This is a genomic window from Pseudomonas sp. 01L34, from assembly GCF_056400265.1.
Genome location: NZ_JBFTSX010000006.1, coordinates 595,659 through 613,059, shown reverse-complemented (window position 1 = coordinate 613,059; position 17,401 = coordinate 595,659). Strand labels below are relative to the sequence as shown.

Here is a 17,401-nt window from a genome sequence, read left to right as displayed (position 1 = left end):
GAATTCTACAGCGTTAGTCGCTGCTGTCAACACCTCTTTTTCTCCGCTTTCGACCGAGAAGATCGAACCGTCAATAAGGCGACAATACCCTGCCTTACCAACTCCTTCTGGCTTCGATGAACTGAAGCGTAACCGCTGTCAAAAACTGCGTAACTCGTTGTTTACCAAGGAGTTTTCCGTTTCGACTGCACCGGAAGTGGGGCGAATTATAGACGTCCAGAATCTGCCGTCAACCTCTAATTTCACATTTCTGTCATATCGGTCAAAACAGCCCGAAAACACAAAGGCCGACCTCTAGAGGTCGGCCTTCTGCCCTTCTACTTACAAGCTAGGGAATGCGAATTGCGAAGCTTCATGGCTTGCCCGTTGCGGCCAGCGCTGGGTAATAGCCTTGCGACGGGTATAGAATCGCACGCCATCCGGGCCATAAGCATGCAGATCGCCGAACAGCGAACGCTTCCAGCCGCCAAAGCTGTGATACGCCACTGGCACCGGCAACGGTACGTTGACGCCGACCATACCCACTTCGATCTCATCGCAGAACAACCGCGCTGCTTCCCCATCACGGGTAAAGATGCAGGTGCCATTGCCATACTCGTGATCATTGATCAGTTGCATCGCCTCTTCCAGGCTGTTGACCCGGACGACGCACAGAACCGGTCCGAAGATCTCTTCTTTATAGATGCGCATCTCTGGCGTGACGTTATCGAACAGGCAGCCACCCAGGAAGAAGCCGTCCTCATGACCGGCCACGCTCAGACCACGACCGTCCACCACCAGCTTCGCACCGGCGGCTACGCCGTCTTCAACATAACCGCTGACCTTGTCCCGCGCCTGACCGGTGACCAGAGGCCCCATGTCCAGGCCACAAGTTGTACCAGCGCCGATTTTCAGTGCCTTGATCTGCGGTGTCAGTTTGGCCACCAACGCATCCGCCACCTGGTCACCGACACACACGGCCACCGAAATCGCCATGCAGCGCTCACCGCACGAACCGTAAGCGGCGCCCATCAACGCGCTGACCGCGTTATCCAGATCCGCATCCGGCATCAATACCGCATGGTTCTTCGCCCCGCCCAGCGCCTGGACGCGTTTGCCGCGCTTGGTGCCTTCGGCGTAGATGTATTGGGCAATCGGCGTCGAACCGACGAAGCTCAACGCTTTGACTTCCGGCGCTTCAATCAGTGCGTCCACTGCGGCCTTGTCGCCATGCACCACACTCAGCACGCCTTTCGGCAGGCCGGCTTCCAGTAACAATTGAGCGATCAGCAGCGTGGAGCTTGGATCGCGCTCGGACGGCTTGAGGATAAAGCAGTTGCCACAGACGATCGCCAACGGATACATCCACAGCGGCACCATGGCCGGGAAGTTGAACGGGGTAATGCCGGCCACTACGCCCAATGGCTGGAAATCCGACCAGGCATCGATGTTCGGCCCGACATTACGGCTGTACTCACCCTTGAGGATTTCTGGTGCCGCGCACGCGAACTCGACGTTCTCGATCCCGCGCTTCAATTCACCGGCAGCATCTTCCAGGGTCTTGCCGTGTTCTTCGCTGATCAGTTGTGCGATGCGGGATTCGTTCTGTTCCAGCAGTTGCTTGAAACGGAACATCACCTGAGCGCGCTTGGCCGCTGGCGTATTGCGCCAGGCCGGGAACGCAGCCTTGGCCGAGTCGATGGCTTTCTGAATGGTTTCGCGGCTGGCCAACGGCAGCTTGTGGATAACCTGGCCGGTGGACGGGTTGAACACATCGGCCGTGCGACCGTCTTCGGTCACCAGTTCGCCATTGATCAAATGCGGGATGAGGCTCATGCGGGGCTCCTGAAATTGTCCACAGGCGTCCTTTGAAAGGACGCCTTTATATAGAAGAGGGAATCAGTCGATCTTGTTCAGCACTTCGCCGACTGCATCGAACAGACGATCAAGGTCCTGCGGCTTGCTGTTGAAGGTTGGGCCGAACTGCAGGGTGTCGCCGCCGAAGCGCACGTAGAACCCGGCTTTCCACAGCGCCATGCCAGCTTCGAACGGACGCACGATGGCATCGCCGTCGCGAGGTGCAATCTGGATCGCACCGGCCAACCCGTAGTTGCGAATGTCGATGACGTTCTTGCTGCCCTTCACACCGTGCAGTGCGTTTTCGAAATGCGGTGCGACTTCGGCCACGCTCTGCACCAGGTTTTCCTTTTGCAGCAGGTCGAGTGCCGCCAGGCCTGCGGCGCAAGCCACCGGGTGCGCGGAATAGGTGTAGCCGTGCGGGAATTCCACCGCGTACTCAGGCGTCGCCTGGTTCATGAAGGTCTGGTAGATCTCGGAGCTGGCAATCACCGCGCCCATCGGGATCGCGCCGTTGGTGACTTGCTTGGCAATACACATCAGGTCCGGAGTGACACCAAAGCTGTCGGCACCGAACATCGAACCGGTACGACCGAAACCGGTGATCACTTCGTCGAACACCAGCAGGATGTTGTGCTGATCGCAGATCTCGCGCAGACGTTTGAGGTAACCCTGCGGCGGAACCAGCACGCCAGCGGAGCCGGCCAATGGCTCGACGAATACCGCTGCGATGTTCGAGGCATCGTGCAGTTCGATCAACTTGAGCAATTCATCCGCCAGCGCGATACCACCCTGCTCCGGCATGCCACGAGTGAAAGCATTGCTCGCCAACAAGGTGTGCGGCAGATGATCGACATCCATCATCGCCTGACCGAACAGTTTGCGGTTGCCGTTCACGCCGCCGAGGCTGGTGCCGGCGATGTTCACGCCGTGATAACCACGAGCGCGGCCGATCATCTTGGTCTTGGTCGCCTGGCCTTTCAGGCGCCAGTAGGCACGCACCATTTTCACTGCGGTATCTGCACATTCGGAACCCGAATCGGTGAAGAACACGTGATTCAGATTGCCCGGGGTCAGGTCGGTGATTTTCTCGGCCAACTGGAACGACAGCGGGTGACCGTACTGGAAGCCCGGCGAGTAATCGAGAGTGCCCAATTGCTTGGCCACCGCCTCCTGGATTTCCTTGCGGGTGTGCCCGGCGCCGCAGGTCCACAGACCCGAGAGCGAATCGTAGACCTTGCGGCCCTTGTCGTCTGTCAGCCAACTGCCCTCGGCCGCCACGATCAGGCGCGGGTCGCGCTGGAAATTGCGGTTCGCGGTGTAGGGCATCCAGTGAGCGTCAAGCTTGAGCTGGCTGGCCAGGGAAGTCGGGGCGTTTTCAGGCACGTTCATGGGCAAAACCTCGCAGGGCAAAATAAGCGGCGTGGAGATCAAAAGCGTTCTTGCAGCTAAATTGCCACGGGGATAAAGTCGGTGAAATCCAACTTTTCTAACCTTCAGTCAGGCCCGGACTAAACTATGAGTACCCGTCGCCCCGATCCGCTGGCGCAAGTCAGTGACTTTGATATCCGCCTGCTGCGGATTTTTCGCAGCGTGGTGGAGTGTGGCGGCTTCTCCGCGGCGGAATCGGTGCTGGGTATCGGTCGCTCGGCTATCAGCCAGCAAATGAGCGATCTGGAGCAACGCCTGGGGCTGCGCCTGTGCCAGCGAGGTCGCGCGGGGTTTTCCCTGACCGAAGAAGGCCGTGAGGTCTACCAATCTGCGTTGCAGCTATTAAGTGCGCTGGAAAGTTTCCGCACCGAGGTCAACGGCCTGCACCAACACTTGCGCGGCGAATTAACCATCGGCCTGACCGACAACCTGGTCACCCTGCCCCACATGCGCATCACCCACGCCCTGGCCCAATTGAAGGAACGCGGCCCCGACGTGCAGATCCAGATCCGCATGATTGCGCCCAATGAAGTCGAACAAGGCGTGCTCGACGGTCGCTTGCATGTCGGCGTGGTGCCGCAAGCCAGCGCGTTGTCGGGGCTGGAGTATCAGCCGCTCTACAGTGAACGCTCGCTGCTGTATTGCGCGGTCGGCCATCCGCTGTTCTATGTCGACGACAAACAACTGGATGATGAGCGCCTCAACAGCCAGGACGCCATCGCCCCGACCTTCCGTTTGCCCGCCGAGATTCAGGCCCATTACCAGGCGCTCAATTGCACCGCCAGTGCGTCGGATCGCGAGGGCATGGCCTTTCTGATCCTGACCGGGCGCTACATTGGTTACCTGCCGGATCACTACGCCAGCCTCTGGGTGCAGCAAGGCCGTTTGCGTGCACTAAAACCCAAGGCACGTTTTTATGACCTGAGCCTGGCATCGGTTACACGCAAGGGCCGTCGCCCGCATCTGGTTCTGGAGAGTTTTTTGGAAAGTCTGGCGGCGACTCGCTGAAAGCTTGTGGGAGCGGTGCCCAAGGTTTTATCGCCATAGGACTTGTCTGAGGCCCGTGGGTGCGCTATCAACGCATCTGGTTGCACCCATCTACCTGTTCGGAAGTGCCTATGACCTTTGAAGTCCCAGCCCACGGCGGCAAACCCGCCGGCCGCATTCGTCAGAAGAACGAAGAGACCATCATCAAAGCCGCCGAAGACGAGTTCGCCCGTCACGGGTTCAAAGGCACCAGCATGAACACCATCGCGCAGAAAGCCGGGTTGCCCAAAGCGAATCTGCATTACTACTTCACCAACAAACTCGGTTTGTACGTGGCGGTGCTGAGTAACATCCTTGAATTGTGGGACAGCACCTTCAATACCCTGACCGTCGAGGACGATCCGGCAGAAGCATTGACCCGATACATTCGCGCAAAAATGGAGTTCTCCCGGCGCCAGCCACAAGCTTCGCGGGTCTTCGCCATGGAGGTCATCAGCGGCGGTGATTGCCTGACCGAGCATTTCAACCAGGACTACCGCACCTGGTTTCAAGGTCGGGCCGCGGTATTCCAGGCGTGGATCGACGCCGGCAAAATGGACCCGATCGACCCGGTGCACCTGATTTTCCTGCTGTGGGGCAGCACCCAGCATTACGCCGACTTTGCCACGCAGATCTGCCGTGTCACCGGGCGCACCAAGTTGACCAAGCAAGACATGGAAGACGCCGGCAGCAACCTGATTCGCATCATTCTCAAAGGCTGCGGCCTGACGCCGGCTATTTAAGACACCCATGCCTTTTACCCTCAGCGGTTTTTGCGAATACCGCGAAGAGATTCGCAAAAGCCGCTTCATCGCCCTCGCCGCGCCGATCGCCAGCGCAGCCGATGCCCAGGCGTTCATCGAGCAACACAGTGATTTGAACGCCTCGCACAATTGCTGGGCCTGGAAGCTCGGCGATCAATACCGCAGCACTGACGATGGCGAACCCGGTGGCACCGCTGGCCGGCCGATCCTTGCGGCGATTGAAGCGCAGGATTGCGATCAGGTCGCGGTCGTAGTGATCCGCTGGTATGGCGGCATCCAGTTGGGCACCGGCGGCCTCGCCCGAGCGTACGGCGGCAGTGCCAACAAATGCCTGCAAGGGGCACCGAAAGTCGAGTTGATCAGTCGGGTGCCGGTCAGTTGTGCCTGTGCATTTGGCGAGTTGGCGTTGGTGAAGCTTCGGGTCGCGGAGCTGGGTGGTTTGGTGGTGGAGGAAACCTTCACGGCCAATGGTGTGGAACTGCAATTGGCGATTGGCGACGGGCAGATAAGTACGCTGCAAACGCAGCTGGCGGACTTAAGTCGCGGGCGTATTTTGTTGCAGCGTTAAGATCAAAAGATCGCAACCTTCGGCAGCTCTACGCGCCTGTGGCCGCTGCGATCTTTTGGGGCACCCCGATTTTCTTTGCTCTCGACACTTGCCCACATCTGCTGTGCACCCGGCTGTGGATAACCTGAGCACATTCTGCTGTAACCCTTCTGTCATGCGGCTTTGCGGGCTTTGCTCATTTTTCGTCCAACTCGCCATCCGCGACGTTTATTCCACGTAAAAACAATCAGTTAGAGTGGTTTATCGCCATTAGAAGAAAGCCCCTCGGTGCTTATGCCCACACGGTCGGCTTGCGCACAGATACTGTGGAACAAGCTGTGGATAACCCGTTCATGGCTGGCGCAGCCCCATGCCTGACAATGCCTGCAGCTTATTGCTCGTTTTTTGACCAATTGATCACGCGCAAAACCGGAGCCTGATCAAAAGGCTTGCCCTCAAGTGGTGCCTCTCCAGGAATTGGAATAGGTCGAGGCAGCGTCCGCAACGCCTGTGCCAGCAGGCTTTTGTCGATTTCCTGACTCAATGGCCAGGAAATTGCTTTATCCACAGGCATATTCTTTTGCGACCCGAGCCTGTCATGTCCAACCCTGCACCTCCCCCCGATCAAACACCCCGCCTGCAATTGCGCAGAATCAGCAAACGTTACCCCGGTTGCCTGGCCAACGATGCCATCGACTTGAGCATTGCGCCCGGTGAAATCCACGCCCTGCTCGGCGAAAACGGTGCGGGCAAAAGTACCCTGATGAAGATCATCTACGGCGTCACACACGCCGACTCAGGGGAGATGATCTGGCAGGGCCAGCGCGTGACCATGCGCAATCCGGCCCAGGCCCGCAGCCTCGGGATCGGCATGGTGTTCCAGCATTTCTCGCTGTTCGAAACCCTGAGCGTGGCGCAGAACATCGCCTTGGCGATGGGCGCTGCGGCCGGTACGCCGAAGCAGCTTGAACCGAAAATCCGCGAGGTGTCCCAACGCTATGGCATGGCGCTGGAACCGGAGCGACTGGTCCACAGCCTGTCCATCGGCGAGCGTCAGCGGGTGGAAATCATTCGCTGCCTGATGCAGGACATCCGCCTGCTGATTCTCGATGAACCGACGTCGGTACTGACCCCGCAAGAGGCCGACGAATTGTTCATCACGTTGCGCCGACTGGCCGCCGAGGGCTGCAGCATTCTGTTCATCAGCCACAAGCTCGGCGAAGTGCGTGCGTTGTGCCACAGCGCCACGGTGTTGCGCGGCGGACGAGTGGCCGGGCATTGCGTGCCGGCCGAGTGTTCGGACCAGCAACTGGCGCAGTTGATGGTCGGTGAAGCCGCTGAGCTGATTACTGACTATCCGAAGGTCAGGGGGGCTGATGCGTTTCTGAACGTGACCGGATTGTCCTGGCACAACCCGGACCCGTTCGGCTGCTCGCTCAAGGGCATTGATCTCGAGGTGCGCAGCGGCGAAATCGTCGGTGTCGCCGGGGTGGCCGGCAATGGCCAGGATGAGTTGCTGGCCTTGCTTAGCGGTGAAGAACGGCTGCCGGGAAATGACGGGGCGAAAATCAGTTTCGGCGGGCAACCGGTGGCGCACCTGCGGCCGGATGCACGACGCAAACTCGGCCTGGCCTTCGTCCCCGCCGAGCGTCTGGGCCATGGCGCGGTACCGGAACTGAGCCTGGCGGATAACGCCCTGCTCACCGCATTTCAACAAGGGCTAGTCAGCAATGGATTGATCCAGCGCAGCAAAGTCGAGGCACTGGCCGAAGACATCATCCGCCGCTTCGGGGTCAAGACACCCGATGCCCAGGCAGCGGCTCGCAGCCTGTCTGGTGGCAACTTGCAGAAATTCATCCTCGGCCGGGAAATCCTTCAGCAACCCAGGTTGTTGGTGGCCGCGCACCCGACCTGGGGCGTGGACGTCGGCGCCGCCGCAACCATTCACCGAGCACTGATTGCCTTGCGCGACGCTGGCGCGGCGATCCTGGTGATCTCCGAAGACCTCGACGAACTGTTCCAGATCAGCGATCGCCTCGGCGCCCTGTGTGGCGGTCGACTGTCGACACTGCAGCCCACCGTCGACACCCGCCTGATCGATGTCGGTGGCTGGATGGCCGGCCAGTTCGACACCCCTCAATCACCTGCACCCGTAACGCTTTAACGGAGTTTCACATGCTGCTTTCTCTCGAACCCCGTGGCCAGCAATCGCGCCTGATGTTGTGGTGCTCGCCGTTGCTGGCGGCTGTATTGACCCTGGGCTGTGGCTCATTGTTGTTTATTGCGCTGGGCCACGACCCATTGCTGACCTTGCACACCCTGTTGATTGCACCGATCAGCGACCTGTACGGGGTCTCTGAGTTGTTGGTCAAAGCATTGCCGATTCTGCTCTGCGCATTGGGCCTGGCAGTGGCGTATCAGGCACGGATCTGGAACATCGGCGCCGAAGGTCAGTTGCTGCTCGGCGCCTTGGCCGGCAGTGCATTGGCGGTGAACATCATCGACCTGCAAAGCCGTTGGGCACTGGTGTTGATCCTGCTCACCGGCACCCTGGCCGGTGCCGCATGGGCCGGGCTGACGGCATGGTTGCGCACACGCTTCAACGCCAATGAAATCCTCACCAGCATCATGCTCAATTACATCGCGTTGAACCTGCTGCTGTTCTGCGTCCACGGGCCGCTGAAGGACCCGGCCGGGTTCAACTTTCCGGAGTCGGCGATGTTTGGCGATGCCAGTCGTTTGCCGTTGTTGATGGAGGACGGTCGGGTCCATGCGGGCGTGTATTTCGCCTTGCTCGCGCTGGTTGCGGTGTGGGTGTTGTTGCAGAAGAGCTTTGTCGGTTTCCAGATCAAAGTGCTCGGGCTGGACAAGCGCGCGGCGGGTTTTGTCGGCTTTCGCGAGAAGCGGCTGATCTGGCTGGCGCTGTTGATCAGCGGTGGCCTGGCGGGGCTGGCCGGGGTTTGCGAAGTCACCGGGCCCATCGGCCAACTGGTGCCGCAGGTTTCGCCGGGTTATGGCTATGCGGCGATCACCGTGGCGTTTCTCGGGCGGCTGAATCCCATCGGCATTCTGTTTTCCAGCCTGTTGATGGCGCTGCTGTACATCGGTGGCGAAAGCGCGCAGATGAGCATGAACCTGCCGCAAGCCATCACTCAATTGTTCCAGGGGATGATGCTGTTTTTCCTGCTGGCCAGTGACGTGCTGATTCTCTACCGACCACGTTTGAACCTGCGCTGGGTACGGCGCACCTCGACCACCGCCGTACAAGCAGGAGCCTTGTGATGGATATCGATCTGCTGAGCAATATTTTCTATGCCATGGTTCGCTGTGGCACACCGCTGTTGTTGGTGGCGTTGGGCGAGTTGATCTGCGAGAAGAGCGGCGTCCTCAATCTTGGGCAGGAAGGCATGATGCTGTTTGGGGCGGTGATCGGTTTTATCGTCGCCCTGAACAGCGGCAACCTCTGGCTCGGCGTGTTGCTGGCGATGTTCGCCGGGATGCTGTTGTCGTCACTGTTCGCCCTGGTAGCGCTGGTGTTCAACGCCAACCAGGTGGCGACAGGGTTGGCATTGACGATCTTCGGCGTGGGCCTGTCGACCTTCGTTGGCGCTGCGTGGGTCGGCAAACCGTTGGCGGGTTTCGAGCCGCTGGCGATTCCTTATCTGAGTGAAATTCCGCTGATCGGGCGGATGCTGTTTGCCCAGGACCTGCTTGTGTATCTGTCGTTTGCCCTGTTTGCGCTGGTGGCCTGGGTGATTGTGAGAAGTCGCGTCGGGTTGATTATTCAGGCGGTCGGCGAAAGCCCGGACGCCGCCAGTGCAATGGGCTTGCCGGTGTTGCGCGTGCGTACGCTGGCGGTGCTGTTTGGCGGGGCGATGGCGGGGTTGGCTGGGGCATATTTGTCCCTGGCCTATACGCCGATGTGGGCGGAGAACATGAGCGCCGGTCGCGGCTGGATTGCCCTGGCGCTGGTGGTGTTTGCCAGTTGGCGAGTGTGGCGGTTGCTGCTTGGAGCGTATCTGTTCGGTCTCGCCAGCATCCTGCATTTGGTGGCGCAGGGCTTGGGGCTGGCGATTGCGTCGAGTCTGCTGGCAATGCTGCCGTATGTCGCGACCATAGTGGTGTTAGTGCTGCTGTCCCGGGATGCCGTGCGCACACGATTGTATGCGCCGGTGTCGTTGGGGCAGCCGTGGCGGGCGGGGCATTAAATGGTGGCCCGTGAAGGCGTCCGAACAGGCAACGCTTGGGCCACACCCCACATCAGTTCAAAGAACAGGAAAATCACCAATAGCGAACTCGCCCCATGGGCCAGCGCATAAGCCTGCCAGGCCGAAAACAGAAACCTCCCCACCGCGTCATATCGCCCAAACATCTGCTGCGGATCGCGAATCCGCAGCACGGCCCATACGCACACAATCGAGCCCAACAGATTCGCCATCAACATGTGCACCGGCTCGAACGGCGGTAGCTCGCCGGGCAGATTGAAAGTCTGACTCAGGTTTAACAGCACGCCATGCAACGCCGCAAAACTCCACGGCGTGGCAAATGCCGCCGTGACGATCAGGTCGTACCACCCGCTGCCACGCACCAGTTGACGATATTGCGTTGAAGTCCACATTGGCATTGCTCCATACATTCAGGGAGCAACAAGGCTAAAGCCTGGAGTATGCTCCAAGGTCAAGCCCTCTCGAGACATCAAGGAAGCCATTCATGTCCACGGCAAAAACCGCACTCATCATCGGCGCCTCCCGGGGACTGGGCCTCGGTCTGGTGAAAACCCTGCTGGCCGACGGCTGGCAAGTCACCGCCACCGTGCGCAACCCACAGGGTGCCGAAGCCTTGCAGGCGTTGGGCAAGGTACGGATCGAAAAACTCGACATGGACGACCAGCAAGCGGTCATCGCCCTCAGCCAGCAGCTCAAGGGCGAGGTGTTTGACCTGTTGTTCGTGAATGCCGGTGTCAAGGGGCCGGAGGTCCAGACGCCGGGTGGCGCGACCCTGGCCGAGGTCGGTCAATTGTTCTTCACCAACGCCGTGGCGCCGATCAACCTGGCCCAGCGCTTCGTCGCGCAGATTCGTGAAGGCAGCGGCGTGCTGGCGTTCATGAGTTCGGTGCTGGGCAGCGTGACCATGCCCGACGCGCCGGAGCTGGCGCTGTACAAGGCCAGCAAAGCGGCGCTGAACTCGATGACCAACAGCTTCGTCACGCAATTGGGCGAACAGAAACTCACCGTGCTGTCGCTGCACCCGGGCTGGGTGAAGACCGACATGGGTGGCGAAGGTGCCGACATTGATGTGGAAACCAGCACCCGCGGGTTGATCGATCAGGTGAATGCGTATGCCGGCAAGGGCGGGCATCATTTTGTGAACTACCGGGGTGAAACCATTCCCTGGTAATCGGGTGTTGGATTTGACGCCTTCGCGGGCAAGCCTCGCTCCTACAGGTCCGACGCATGACTCTGTAGGAGCGAGGCTTGCCCGCGAAGCTTTTTTGATTGAAACTCCGCACCTCGCCCCCCGCGGCGACCCTGGATCAGCAGACAGGGCAACACTGAGCTGGCAACCCTGAACCCCACTTTCAGAGGAGCCGGCCACTATGCCTGCGACCCGTACCTGGTTAAAAAATCCCCTCGCCATTTTCACGGCCAACGCGCTCGATGCCCGTGGCGGTCTGGTGCTGCAAGACGGTTTGATCGTCGAAGTGCTCGGCGTCGGCCAGCAACCATCAGCACCCTGTGGACAAGTCCTCGATGCCCGCGAACATGTGATCTTGCCGGGGCTGATCAACACCCATCACCACTTCTATCAAACCCTGACCCGCGCCTGGGCGCCGGTGGTCAATCAGCCATTGTTCCCGTGGTTGAAAACCCTCTATCCGGTCTGGGCCCGGCTCACGCCGGAAAAACTCGCCCTCGCCACCAAAGTCGCCTTGGCCGAGTTGCTGCTGTCCGGCTGCACCACCGCGGCCGATCACCATTACCTGTTTCCGGAAGGCCTGGAAAATGCGATCGATGTGCAGGTCGAGAGTGTCCGCGAACTGGGCATGCGCGCCATGCTCACTCGCGGTTCAATGAGCCTTGGTGAAAAAGACGGGGGGCTGCCGCCGCAGCAAACTGTCCAGGAAGGCGAAGTGATTCTCGCCGACAGCCAACGCTTGATTGCCGAGTACCACGAACGGGGTGACGGCGCGCAAATCCAGATCGCTTTGGCGCCCTGCTCGCCATTTTCAGTAACCCCGCAAATCATGTCCGCCAGCGCCGAACTGGCGAACACCCTCGACGTGCGCCTGCACACTCACCTGGCCGAAACCCTGGATGAAGAAGACTTCTGCCTGCAACGCTTCGGCCTGCGTACCGTGGATTATCTGGACAGCGTCGGCTGGCTCGGCCCACGCACCTGGCTGGCCCACGGCATTCATTTCAACCCCGACGAAATCGCCCGCCTCGGCGCGGCCGGCACCGGTATTTGCCATTGCCCGAGTTCGAACATGCGCCTGGCTTCAGGGATTTGCCCAACCATCGAGTTGACCGACGCTGGCGCGTTGCTGGGCCTGGGCGTGGACGGTTCGGCGTCCAACGACGCCTCGAACATGATGCTCGAAACCCGACAGGCGCTGTACATCCAGCGTCTGCGTTATGGCGCGCAGAAGATCACCCCGGAACGCGTATTGGGCTGGGCCACCAAGGGTTCGGCGCAGTTGCTCGGGCGCAGCGACATCGGCGAACTGGCGGTGGGCAAGCAAGCGGATCTGGCGCTGTTCAAACTGGATGAACTGCGCTTCTCCGGCAGCCATGATCCGGTGTCGGCGCTGCTGCTGTGCGGCGCGGACCGAGCGGACCGGGTGATGGTCGGCGGCAAGTGGCGGGTGATCGATGGGCAGGTTGAGGGGCTGGATCTGAAAGGGTTGATCGCCGATCACAGCCAGGCGGCTCGGCAGTTGATCGCCGGTACCTGACACACTCCCCCGCTCCCACAGCTTTGTGTGAGCTGTCCGCACCAGCGGATGGCATGAGTTGGAGCCTCTGCACCGGGTTGGCTCCGGTGATGTATTGAACATCAAAAGATCGCAGTCTTCGGCAGCGCCTACAGAGGCGTGAGGTATCGAAGGCTGCGATCTTTTTATTTTGTTGTCCTGTTGGTCAGCAATTTGCATTGACCCGGTACACCTCACAACAAAATGGAGTTCCAGTTCATGCACAAACGTCCGTTGAAGCAGCTGCTTTGCGCTGTCGCCGCAGCCATCGGTCTGAGCGCCAGCCTGACCGCCAGTGCTGCCGCCCCGCTGAAAGTCGGCTTCGTCTATATCGGCCCGATCGGTGATCACGGCTGGACGTATCAGCATGAACAGGGACGCAAGGCACTGGCAGAGAAGTTCGGCGACCAGATCACCACCAACTACGTGGAGAACGTCGCCGAAGGCGCCGATGCCGAGCGGGTGATCCGCAACATGGCCAAGGACCAGTACGACCTGATCTTCACCACGTCTTTCGGCTACATGAACCCGACCCTGAAAGTTGCCAAGCAATTTCCCAAGGTGACCTTCGAACACGCCACCGGCTACAAGCAGGACAAGAACCTCGGCACTTACCTGGCACGCACTTACGAGGGCCGCTACGTCGGCGGTTTCCTTGCGGCGAAGATGACCAAGACCAAGAAAATCGGCTACGTCGCTTCCTTCCCGATTCCAGAAGTGATCCGCGACATCAATGCCATCCAGCTGGCGCTGAACAAGTACAACCCGGGCACCGAGATCAAAGTGGTGTGGGTCAATTCCTGGTTCGATCCGGGCAAGGAAGCCGACGCCGCCAATGCGCTGATCGATCAGGGCGTGGACGTGGTGTTCCAGCACACCGACAGCCCGGCACCGATCCAGGCGGCAGAACGGCGTGGCGTGTATGCAGTCGGTTATGCATCGGACATGGCGCACTTCGGGCCGAAAGCGGTGTTGACGTCTATCGTCAACGACTGGGGGCCGCACTACATTCAGGCGACCCAAAGCGTGCTCGACCATACATGGAAATCCCAGGATTACTGGGGTGGCTTGAAGGAGGGGACGGTTGAGCTGCCCATCAGCAACCTGGTGCCGGCCGCAGTGAAAACCGAAGCCGAGCAGATCATTGCCGACATCAAGAGCGGCGCGTTGCATCCGTTCACCGGGCCGATCAAGGATCAGGCCGGCGTGGAGAAAATCCCGGCGGGCGTGAGCGCGACCAATGCACAACTGGCGTCGATGAACTACTACGTGGAAGGCATGAAGGCTGAGATGCCGAAGTAATTCCTGCCAGGAACACAAAACCCTGTGGGAGCGGGCTCGCTCCCACATAACAGCTCATCTGCTGGATGCAGGACTTCGCATGAACCACCTCCCGATCATCGACATCGCCCCGCTCTACAGCGATGACGCTCAAGCCTGGCAATCGGTCGCCACAGACATCGACCGCGCCTGCCGCGAATGGGGCTTTTTCTATATCAAGGGCCACCCGATCGCCCCGTCACGCATCGAGGCTGTGCTCGACCATGCCCAACGCTTCTTCGCCCTGCCCGCCGCCGAAAAACTCAAGATCGACATCACCCGGACCCGCCACCACCGCGGCTATGGCGCCATCGCCACCGAACAACTCGACCCGAGCAAACCCAGCGACCTGAAAGAAACCTTCGACATGGGCCTGCATCTGCCGGCCGATCATCCCGATGTGCTGGCGGAAAAACCCTTGCGCGGGCCCAACCGTCATCCGTCGATGCCCGGTTGGGAAGCGCTGATGGAGCAACACTACGTCGACATGCAAGCACTCGCGCAAACCCTGCTGCGGGCCATGACCCTGGCATTGGGCATCGAGCGTGACTTCTTCGATAGCCGTTTCAAAGAGCCGGTCAGCGTGCTGCGGATGATTCATTACCCGCCACGTCACACGGCCAGCTCCTGCGATCAGCAAGGCGCCGGCGCCCACACCGATTACGGCTGCATCACCCTGCTCTACCAGGACGCCGCTGGCGGTTTGCAAGTGCGCAACGTAAAAGGCGAATGGATCGATGCACCGCCGATCGAAGGCACGTTCGTGGTCAACCTCGGCGACATGATGGCGCGCTGGAGCAACGACCGTTACCTGTCGACGCCACATCGGGTGATCAGCCCGCTGGGAGTGGATCGGTACTCGATGCCGTTCTTTGCCGAGCCACACCCCGCCCCCCCCATCGAATGCCTGCCCGGTTGCCAGGACGAACAGCATCCGGCGAAGTATCCAGCCACCACTTGCGCCGAATTCTTGCTCTCGCGCTTTGCCGACACCTACGCTTATCGACGGGAACAGGAAGCCGTGTAATGAACCGGCTGGTCAGGTTTTACTCATTGTTTCGGCGGGCATCTGTAGAATGCCCCCATTGCACTTGATGAGATTTCAAAAATGTACGACTGGCTGAACGCTCTGCCCAAGGCAGAATTGCACTTGCACCTGGAAGGTTCGCTGGAGCCTGAGCTGCTGTTCGCCCTGGCCGAACGCAACAAGATCGCCCTGCCGTGGAGCGACGTCGACACCCTGCGCAAGGCCTACGCCTTCAACAACCTGCAAGAGTTTCTCGACCTGTATTACCAGGGCGCCGATGTGCTGCGCACCTCCCAGGACTTCTACGACCTGACCTGGGCCTACCTGTTGCGCTGCAAGGAACAGAACGTGATTCACACCGAACCGTTCTTCGACCCGCAAACCCACACCGACCGTGGCATCCCGTTCGAAGTGGTGCTCAACGGCATCGCCGCCGCATTGAAAGATGGCGAGCAGCAACTGGGGATCACCAGCGGTTTGATCCTCAGCTTCCTGCGCCACTTGAGCGAAGACGAAGCGCAGAAAACCCTCGACCAGGCGCTGCCGTTCCGTGATGCATTCGTGGCCGTGGGCCTGGACAGTTCTGAAATGGGCCACCCGCCGAGCAAGTTCCAGCGCGTGTTTGATCGTGCCCGCCACGAAGGCTTCCTGACCGTGGCCCACGCCGGTGAAGAAGGCCCGCCCGAGTACATCTGGGAAGCCCTCGACCTGCTGAAAATCCAGCGCATCGACCACGGCGTGCGCGCCATCGAAGACGAGCGCTTGATGCAGCGGATCATCGATGAGCAGATCCCGCTGACGGTGTGCCCGTTGTCGAACACCAAGCTCTGCGTGTTCGATCACATGTCCCAGCACAACATCCTCGACATGCTCGAACGCGGCGTGAAGGTCACGGTGAACTCCGATGACCCGGCGTACTTCGGTGGCTATGTCACCGAGAACTTCCACGCGCTGTACACCGATCTGGGCATGACCCAGGATCAGGCCAAGCGTCTGGCGCAGAACAGCCTGGATGCGCGGTTGGTGAAACCTTAAAGGTCACCCGATAAACCTGTGGGAGCGGGCCAGCCCGCTCCCACAGGTTCGGTGATTAATTGATGATCACCGGCTCGCTCAATTCTTCCAATGTCTTGCCCCGAGTTTCCATCCCGAAGATCCACACCACTGCCGCCGCAATCGCAAAGCACATCGCCCCCAGCGCAAACACCCCGCCCTGCCCCGTCATCGGGAATACCAGCCCGGTCACCATTGGCCCGAGCAGCGAACCCACGCGGCCGATGGCCGAAGCGAACCCCGAGCCCGTGGCCCGTGCCGACGTCGGGTACAACTCCGGGGTGTAGGTGTAGAGCACCGCCCACATGCCGAACAGGAAGAACTGCATCAGCAGCCCCGAGGTGATCAACAGGCTGACGTTGCCGCCGAACACCGCGCTCTGACCATAAAGAAACGCCATCACCCCGCCGCCGAGCAAGGTCACGACGCACACCGGTTTGCGCCCCCAACGCTCGACCAGCCAGGCGGCCATGAGGAACCCGGGAATCCCGCCGAGGGAAATCAGCACCGTGTAATACACCGACTGGGTCACGGCGAAACCCGACTGTTGCAGCAGCGCACTGAGCCAGGACGTCAGGCCATAGAAACCCAGCAAGGCGAAGAACCACACGCTCCAGATCATCATCGTGCGCCGGCGATATTGCACCGACCAGATTTCCCGCAGCGCGGAGAAGAAGTTGCCCGGTTGACTCGCCACCCGTGGCAGGCGAATCGGCTCAGGCAGATCCGAACGGCCCAATGAAGCCCGAACCCGTTCTTCAATGCGGTGTAAAACCGTGTCCGCTGCATCATGATGCCCGGCCTGTTCCAGCCATCGCGGTGACTCGGGTATGAAAAAACGAATCGCCAGGACGAACACCGCCGGCACCGCCAACACCAGGAAGATGTCGCGCCAGCCAATCACCGGCAACAGGAAGTACGACAGCACCCCGGCCGCGACGAAACCGAGCGGCCAAAAGCCGTCCATCAATGCGATGTAACGCCCACGACGCTTTGCCGGAATCAGCTCCGACAGCATCGACTGCGCAATTGGAAACTCCATGCCCATGCCGATCCCCAAGAGGATACGGAACAACGTCAGCATTTCGACATTCTGCGCCGTGGAACACAGGTAGCTGGCGATGCCCCACAACACAATGCTCCACTGGAACACCGGTTTGCGCCCGAAGCGGTCGGCCAGCATGCCGGACAGCGAGGCACCCACCACCATGCCGAAGAAACTCGAACTGGCCAGCAACCCGGCCTGCGCCGTGCTCAGGCCGAACTCGGTTTTGATCGAGCCGAGCAGGAAGGTCATCATCGCCAGGTCCATGGAGTCGAAGAAAAACGCCAAGGCAATGATGATGAAAATGATGCGGTGATAACCACTGATGGGCAGCCGTTCCAGTCGTTCTGCCGCGCTGAAGCTTCGTGTTTCCATGCCA

General features: G+C 60.1%; 17 protein-coding genes. 12 read left to right on the top strand and 5 right to left on the bottom strand.

Translation table 11 applies throughout. The features are described from left to right. Window positions 1–298: hypothetical protein (locus AC1DQM_RS21710; protein ID WP_477746831.1), on the top strand; the 298-nt coding region annotated here is incomplete at its 5' end. A 23-nt stretch (window positions 299–321) separates the two neighbouring features. On the opposite strand, the gene AC1DQM_RS21705 is transcribed toward AC1DQM_RS21710, so the two are convergent. Next, window positions 322–1,815, bottom strand: a complete 1,494-nt coding sequence (locus AC1DQM_RS21705; protein ID WP_477746830.1) for a CoA-acylating methylmalonate-semialdehyde dehydrogenase — start codon at window positions 1,813–1,815, stop codon at window positions 322–324. A gap of 63 nt (window positions 1,816–1,878) precedes the next feature. Next, window positions 1,879–3,228, bottom strand: a complete 1,350-nt coding sequence (aptA, locus tag AC1DQM_RS21700; RefSeq protein WP_018928366.1) for an omega-aminotransferase AptA — start codon at window positions 3,226–3,228, stop codon at window positions 1,879–1,881. A gap of 126 nt (window positions 3,229–3,354) precedes the next feature. On the opposite strand from aptA, the gene AC1DQM_RS21695 reads away from it, so the two are divergent. The 3 genes from AC1DQM_RS21695 (at window position 3,355) to AC1DQM_RS21685 (ending at window position 5,625) form a co-directional block, all read left to right on the top strand. Next, window positions 3,355–4,275 carry a LysR family transcriptional regulator gene (locus tag AC1DQM_RS21695; protein ID WP_007940170.1) on the top strand — a complete coding sequence of 307 codons (921 nt, stop codon included), beginning with the start codon at window positions 3,355–3,357 and terminating at the stop codon, window positions 4,273–4,275. 110 nt (window positions 4,276–4,385) lie between these two features. After that, the gene (locus tag AC1DQM_RS21690) at window positions 4,386–5,036 is read left to right on the top strand and encodes a TetR/AcrR family transcriptional regulator (RefSeq protein WP_018928367.1); all 651 of its coding nucleotides are present in this window, start codon (window positions 4,386–4,388) and stop codon (window positions 5,034–5,036) included. A 7-nt stretch (window positions 5,037–5,043) separates the two neighbouring features. Next, window positions 5,044–5,625 carry an IMPACT family protein gene (locus AC1DQM_RS21685; protein ID WP_019582316.1) on the top strand — a complete coding sequence of 194 codons (582 nt, stop codon included), beginning with the start codon at window positions 5,044–5,046 and terminating at the stop codon, window positions 5,623–5,625. Window positions 5,626–5,995: 370 nt separating this feature from the next. On the opposite strand, the gene AC1DQM_RS21680 is transcribed toward AC1DQM_RS21685, so the two are convergent. Further along, window positions 5,996–6,172, bottom strand: coding sequence for a hypothetical protein (locus AC1DQM_RS21680; protein WP_156523279.1), 177 nt, complete (start codon window positions 6,170–6,172; stop codon window positions 5,996–5,998). 30 nt (window positions 6,173–6,202) lie between these two features. On the opposite strand from AC1DQM_RS21680, the gene AC1DQM_RS21675 reads away from it, so the two are divergent. Genes AC1DQM_RS21675 through AC1DQM_RS21665 form a run of 3 tightly spaced genes read left to right on the top strand, consistent with a single transcriptional unit; the run spans window position 6,203 to window position 9,812 of the window. After that, window positions 6,203–7,768, top strand: coding sequence for an ABC transporter ATP-binding protein (locus AC1DQM_RS21675; RefSeq protein ID WP_230175463.1), 1,566 nt, complete (start codon window positions 6,203–6,205; stop codon window positions 7,766–7,768). An 11-nt stretch (window positions 7,769–7,779) separates the two neighbouring features. After that, window positions 7,780–8,886: an ABC transporter permease gene (locus AC1DQM_RS21670; RefSeq protein ID WP_018928370.1), complete on the top strand. Its 1,107-nt coding sequence runs from the start codon at window positions 7,780–7,782 to the stop codon at window positions 8,884–8,886. Continuing rightward, a complete protein-coding gene (locus AC1DQM_RS21665; RefSeq protein WP_018928371.1) occupies window positions 8,886–9,812 on the top strand; it encodes an ABC transporter permease in 927 nt (308 codons plus the stop codon). The genes AC1DQM_RS21670 and AC1DQM_RS21665 overlap by 1 nt, the downstream gene beginning before the upstream one ends. Here the strand turns inward: AC1DQM_RS21665 and AC1DQM_RS21660 are convergent. After that, window positions 9,809–10,222: a hypothetical protein gene (locus AC1DQM_RS21660; RefSeq protein ID WP_258613061.1), complete on the bottom strand. Its 414-nt coding sequence runs from the start codon at window positions 10,220–10,222 to the stop codon at window positions 9,809–9,811. The genes AC1DQM_RS21665 and AC1DQM_RS21660 overlap by 4 nt on opposite strands. A gap of 92 nt (window positions 10,223–10,314) precedes the next feature. Here AC1DQM_RS21660 and AC1DQM_RS21655 point away from each other — a divergent pair, with 92 nt between their 5' ends. From AC1DQM_RS21655 to AC1DQM_RS21635, 5 genes are all read left to right on the top strand, one after another. Then, window positions 10,315–11,001, top strand: a complete 687-nt coding sequence (locus tag AC1DQM_RS21655) for an SDR family oxidoreductase (protein WP_019582311.1) — start codon at window positions 10,315–10,317, stop codon at window positions 10,999–11,001. Window positions 11,002–11,200: 199 nt separating this feature from the next. Continuing rightward, window positions 11,201–12,559 carry an 8-oxoguanine deaminase gene (locus tag AC1DQM_RS21650; RefSeq protein WP_477746829.1) on the top strand — a complete coding sequence of 453 codons (1,359 nt, stop codon included), beginning with the start codon at window positions 11,201–11,203 and terminating at the stop codon, window positions 12,557–12,559. 237 nt (window positions 12,560–12,796) lie between these two features. After that, a complete protein-coding gene (locus AC1DQM_RS21645) occupies window positions 12,797–13,879 on the top strand; it encodes a BMP family ABC transporter substrate-binding protein (protein WP_305411027.1) in 1,083 nt (360 codons plus the stop codon). Window positions 13,880–13,958: 79 nt separating this feature from the next. Continuing rightward, a complete protein-coding gene (locus tag AC1DQM_RS21640; protein WP_477746828.1) occupies window positions 13,959–14,924 on the top strand; it encodes a 2-oxoglutarate and iron-dependent oxygenase domain-containing protein in 966 nt (321 codons plus the stop codon). 81 nt (window positions 14,925–15,005) lie between these two features. Then, window positions 15,006–15,959: an adenosine deaminase gene (locus AC1DQM_RS21635; protein ID WP_019582307.1), complete on the top strand. Its 954-nt coding sequence runs from the start codon at window positions 15,006–15,008 to the stop codon at window positions 15,957–15,959. Window positions 15,960–16,014: 55 nt separating this feature from the next. Here the strand turns inward: AC1DQM_RS21635 and AC1DQM_RS21630 are convergent, their stop codons facing one another. Further along, window positions 16,015–17,397, bottom strand: coding sequence for an MFS transporter (locus AC1DQM_RS21630; protein WP_028940369.1), 1,383 nt, complete (start codon window positions 17,395–17,397; stop codon window positions 16,015–16,017). Window positions 17,398–17,401 lie beyond the last annotated feature (4 nt).

Excerpts from the sequence above, each read along its gene's own strand:
- AC1DQM_RS21675 (WP_230175463.1), top strand. The coding sequence starts at position 6,203 with ATGTCCAACCCTGCACCTCCCCCCGATCAAACACCCCGCCTGCAATTG.
- AC1DQM_RS21630 (WP_028940369.1), bottom strand. The coding sequence starts at position 17,397 with ATGGAAACACGAAGCTTCAGCGCGGCAGAACGACTGGAACGGCTGCCC.
- AC1DQM_RS21695 (WP_007940170.1), top strand. The coding sequence starts at position 3,355 with ATGAGTACCCGTCGCCCCGATCCGCTGGCGCAAGTCAGTGACTTTGAT.
- AC1DQM_RS21640 (WP_477746828.1), top strand. The coding sequence starts at position 13,959 with ATGAACCACCTCCCGATCATCGACATCGCCCCGCTCTACAGCGATGAC.
- AC1DQM_RS21655 (WP_019582311.1), top strand. The coding sequence starts at position 10,315 with ATGTCCACGGCAAAAACCGCACTCATCATCGGCGCCTCCCGGGGACTG.
- AC1DQM_RS21650 (WP_477746829.1), top strand. The coding sequence starts at position 11,201 with ATGCCTGCGACCCGTACCTGGTTAAAAAATCCCCTCGCCATTTTCACG.
- AC1DQM_RS21665 (WP_018928371.1), top strand. The coding sequence starts at position 8,886 with ATGGATATCGATCTGCTGAGCAATATTTTCTATGCCATGGTTCGCTGT.
- AC1DQM_RS21660 (WP_258613061.1), bottom strand. The coding sequence starts at position 10,222 with ATGTGGACTTCAACGCAATATCGTCAACTGGTGCGTGGCAGCGGGTGG.
- AC1DQM_RS21645 (WP_305411027.1), top strand. The coding sequence starts at position 12,797 with ATGCACAAACGTCCGTTGAAGCAGCTGCTTTGCGCTGTCGCCGCAGCC.
- AC1DQM_RS21705 (WP_477746830.1), bottom strand. The coding sequence starts at position 1,815 with ATGAGCCTCATCCCGCATTTGATCAATGGCGAACTGGTGACCGAAGAC.
- AC1DQM_RS21635 (WP_019582307.1), top strand. The coding sequence starts at position 15,006 with ATGTACGACTGGCTGAACGCTCTGCCCAAGGCAGAATTGCACTTGCAC.
- AC1DQM_RS21685 (WP_019582316.1), top strand. The coding sequence starts at position 5,044 with ATGCCTTTTACCCTCAGCGGTTTTTGCGAATACCGCGAAGAGATTCGC.
- AC1DQM_RS21690 (WP_018928367.1), top strand. The coding sequence starts at position 4,386 with ATGACCTTTGAAGTCCCAGCCCACGGCGGCAAACCCGCCGGCCGCATT.
- aptA (WP_018928366.1), bottom strand. The coding sequence starts at position 3,228 with ATGAACGTGCCTGAAAACGCCCCGACTTCCCTGGCCAGCCAGCTCAAG.
- AC1DQM_RS21670 (WP_018928370.1), top strand. The coding sequence starts at position 7,780 with ATGCTGCTTTCTCTCGAACCCCGTGGCCAGCAATCGCGCCTGATGTTG.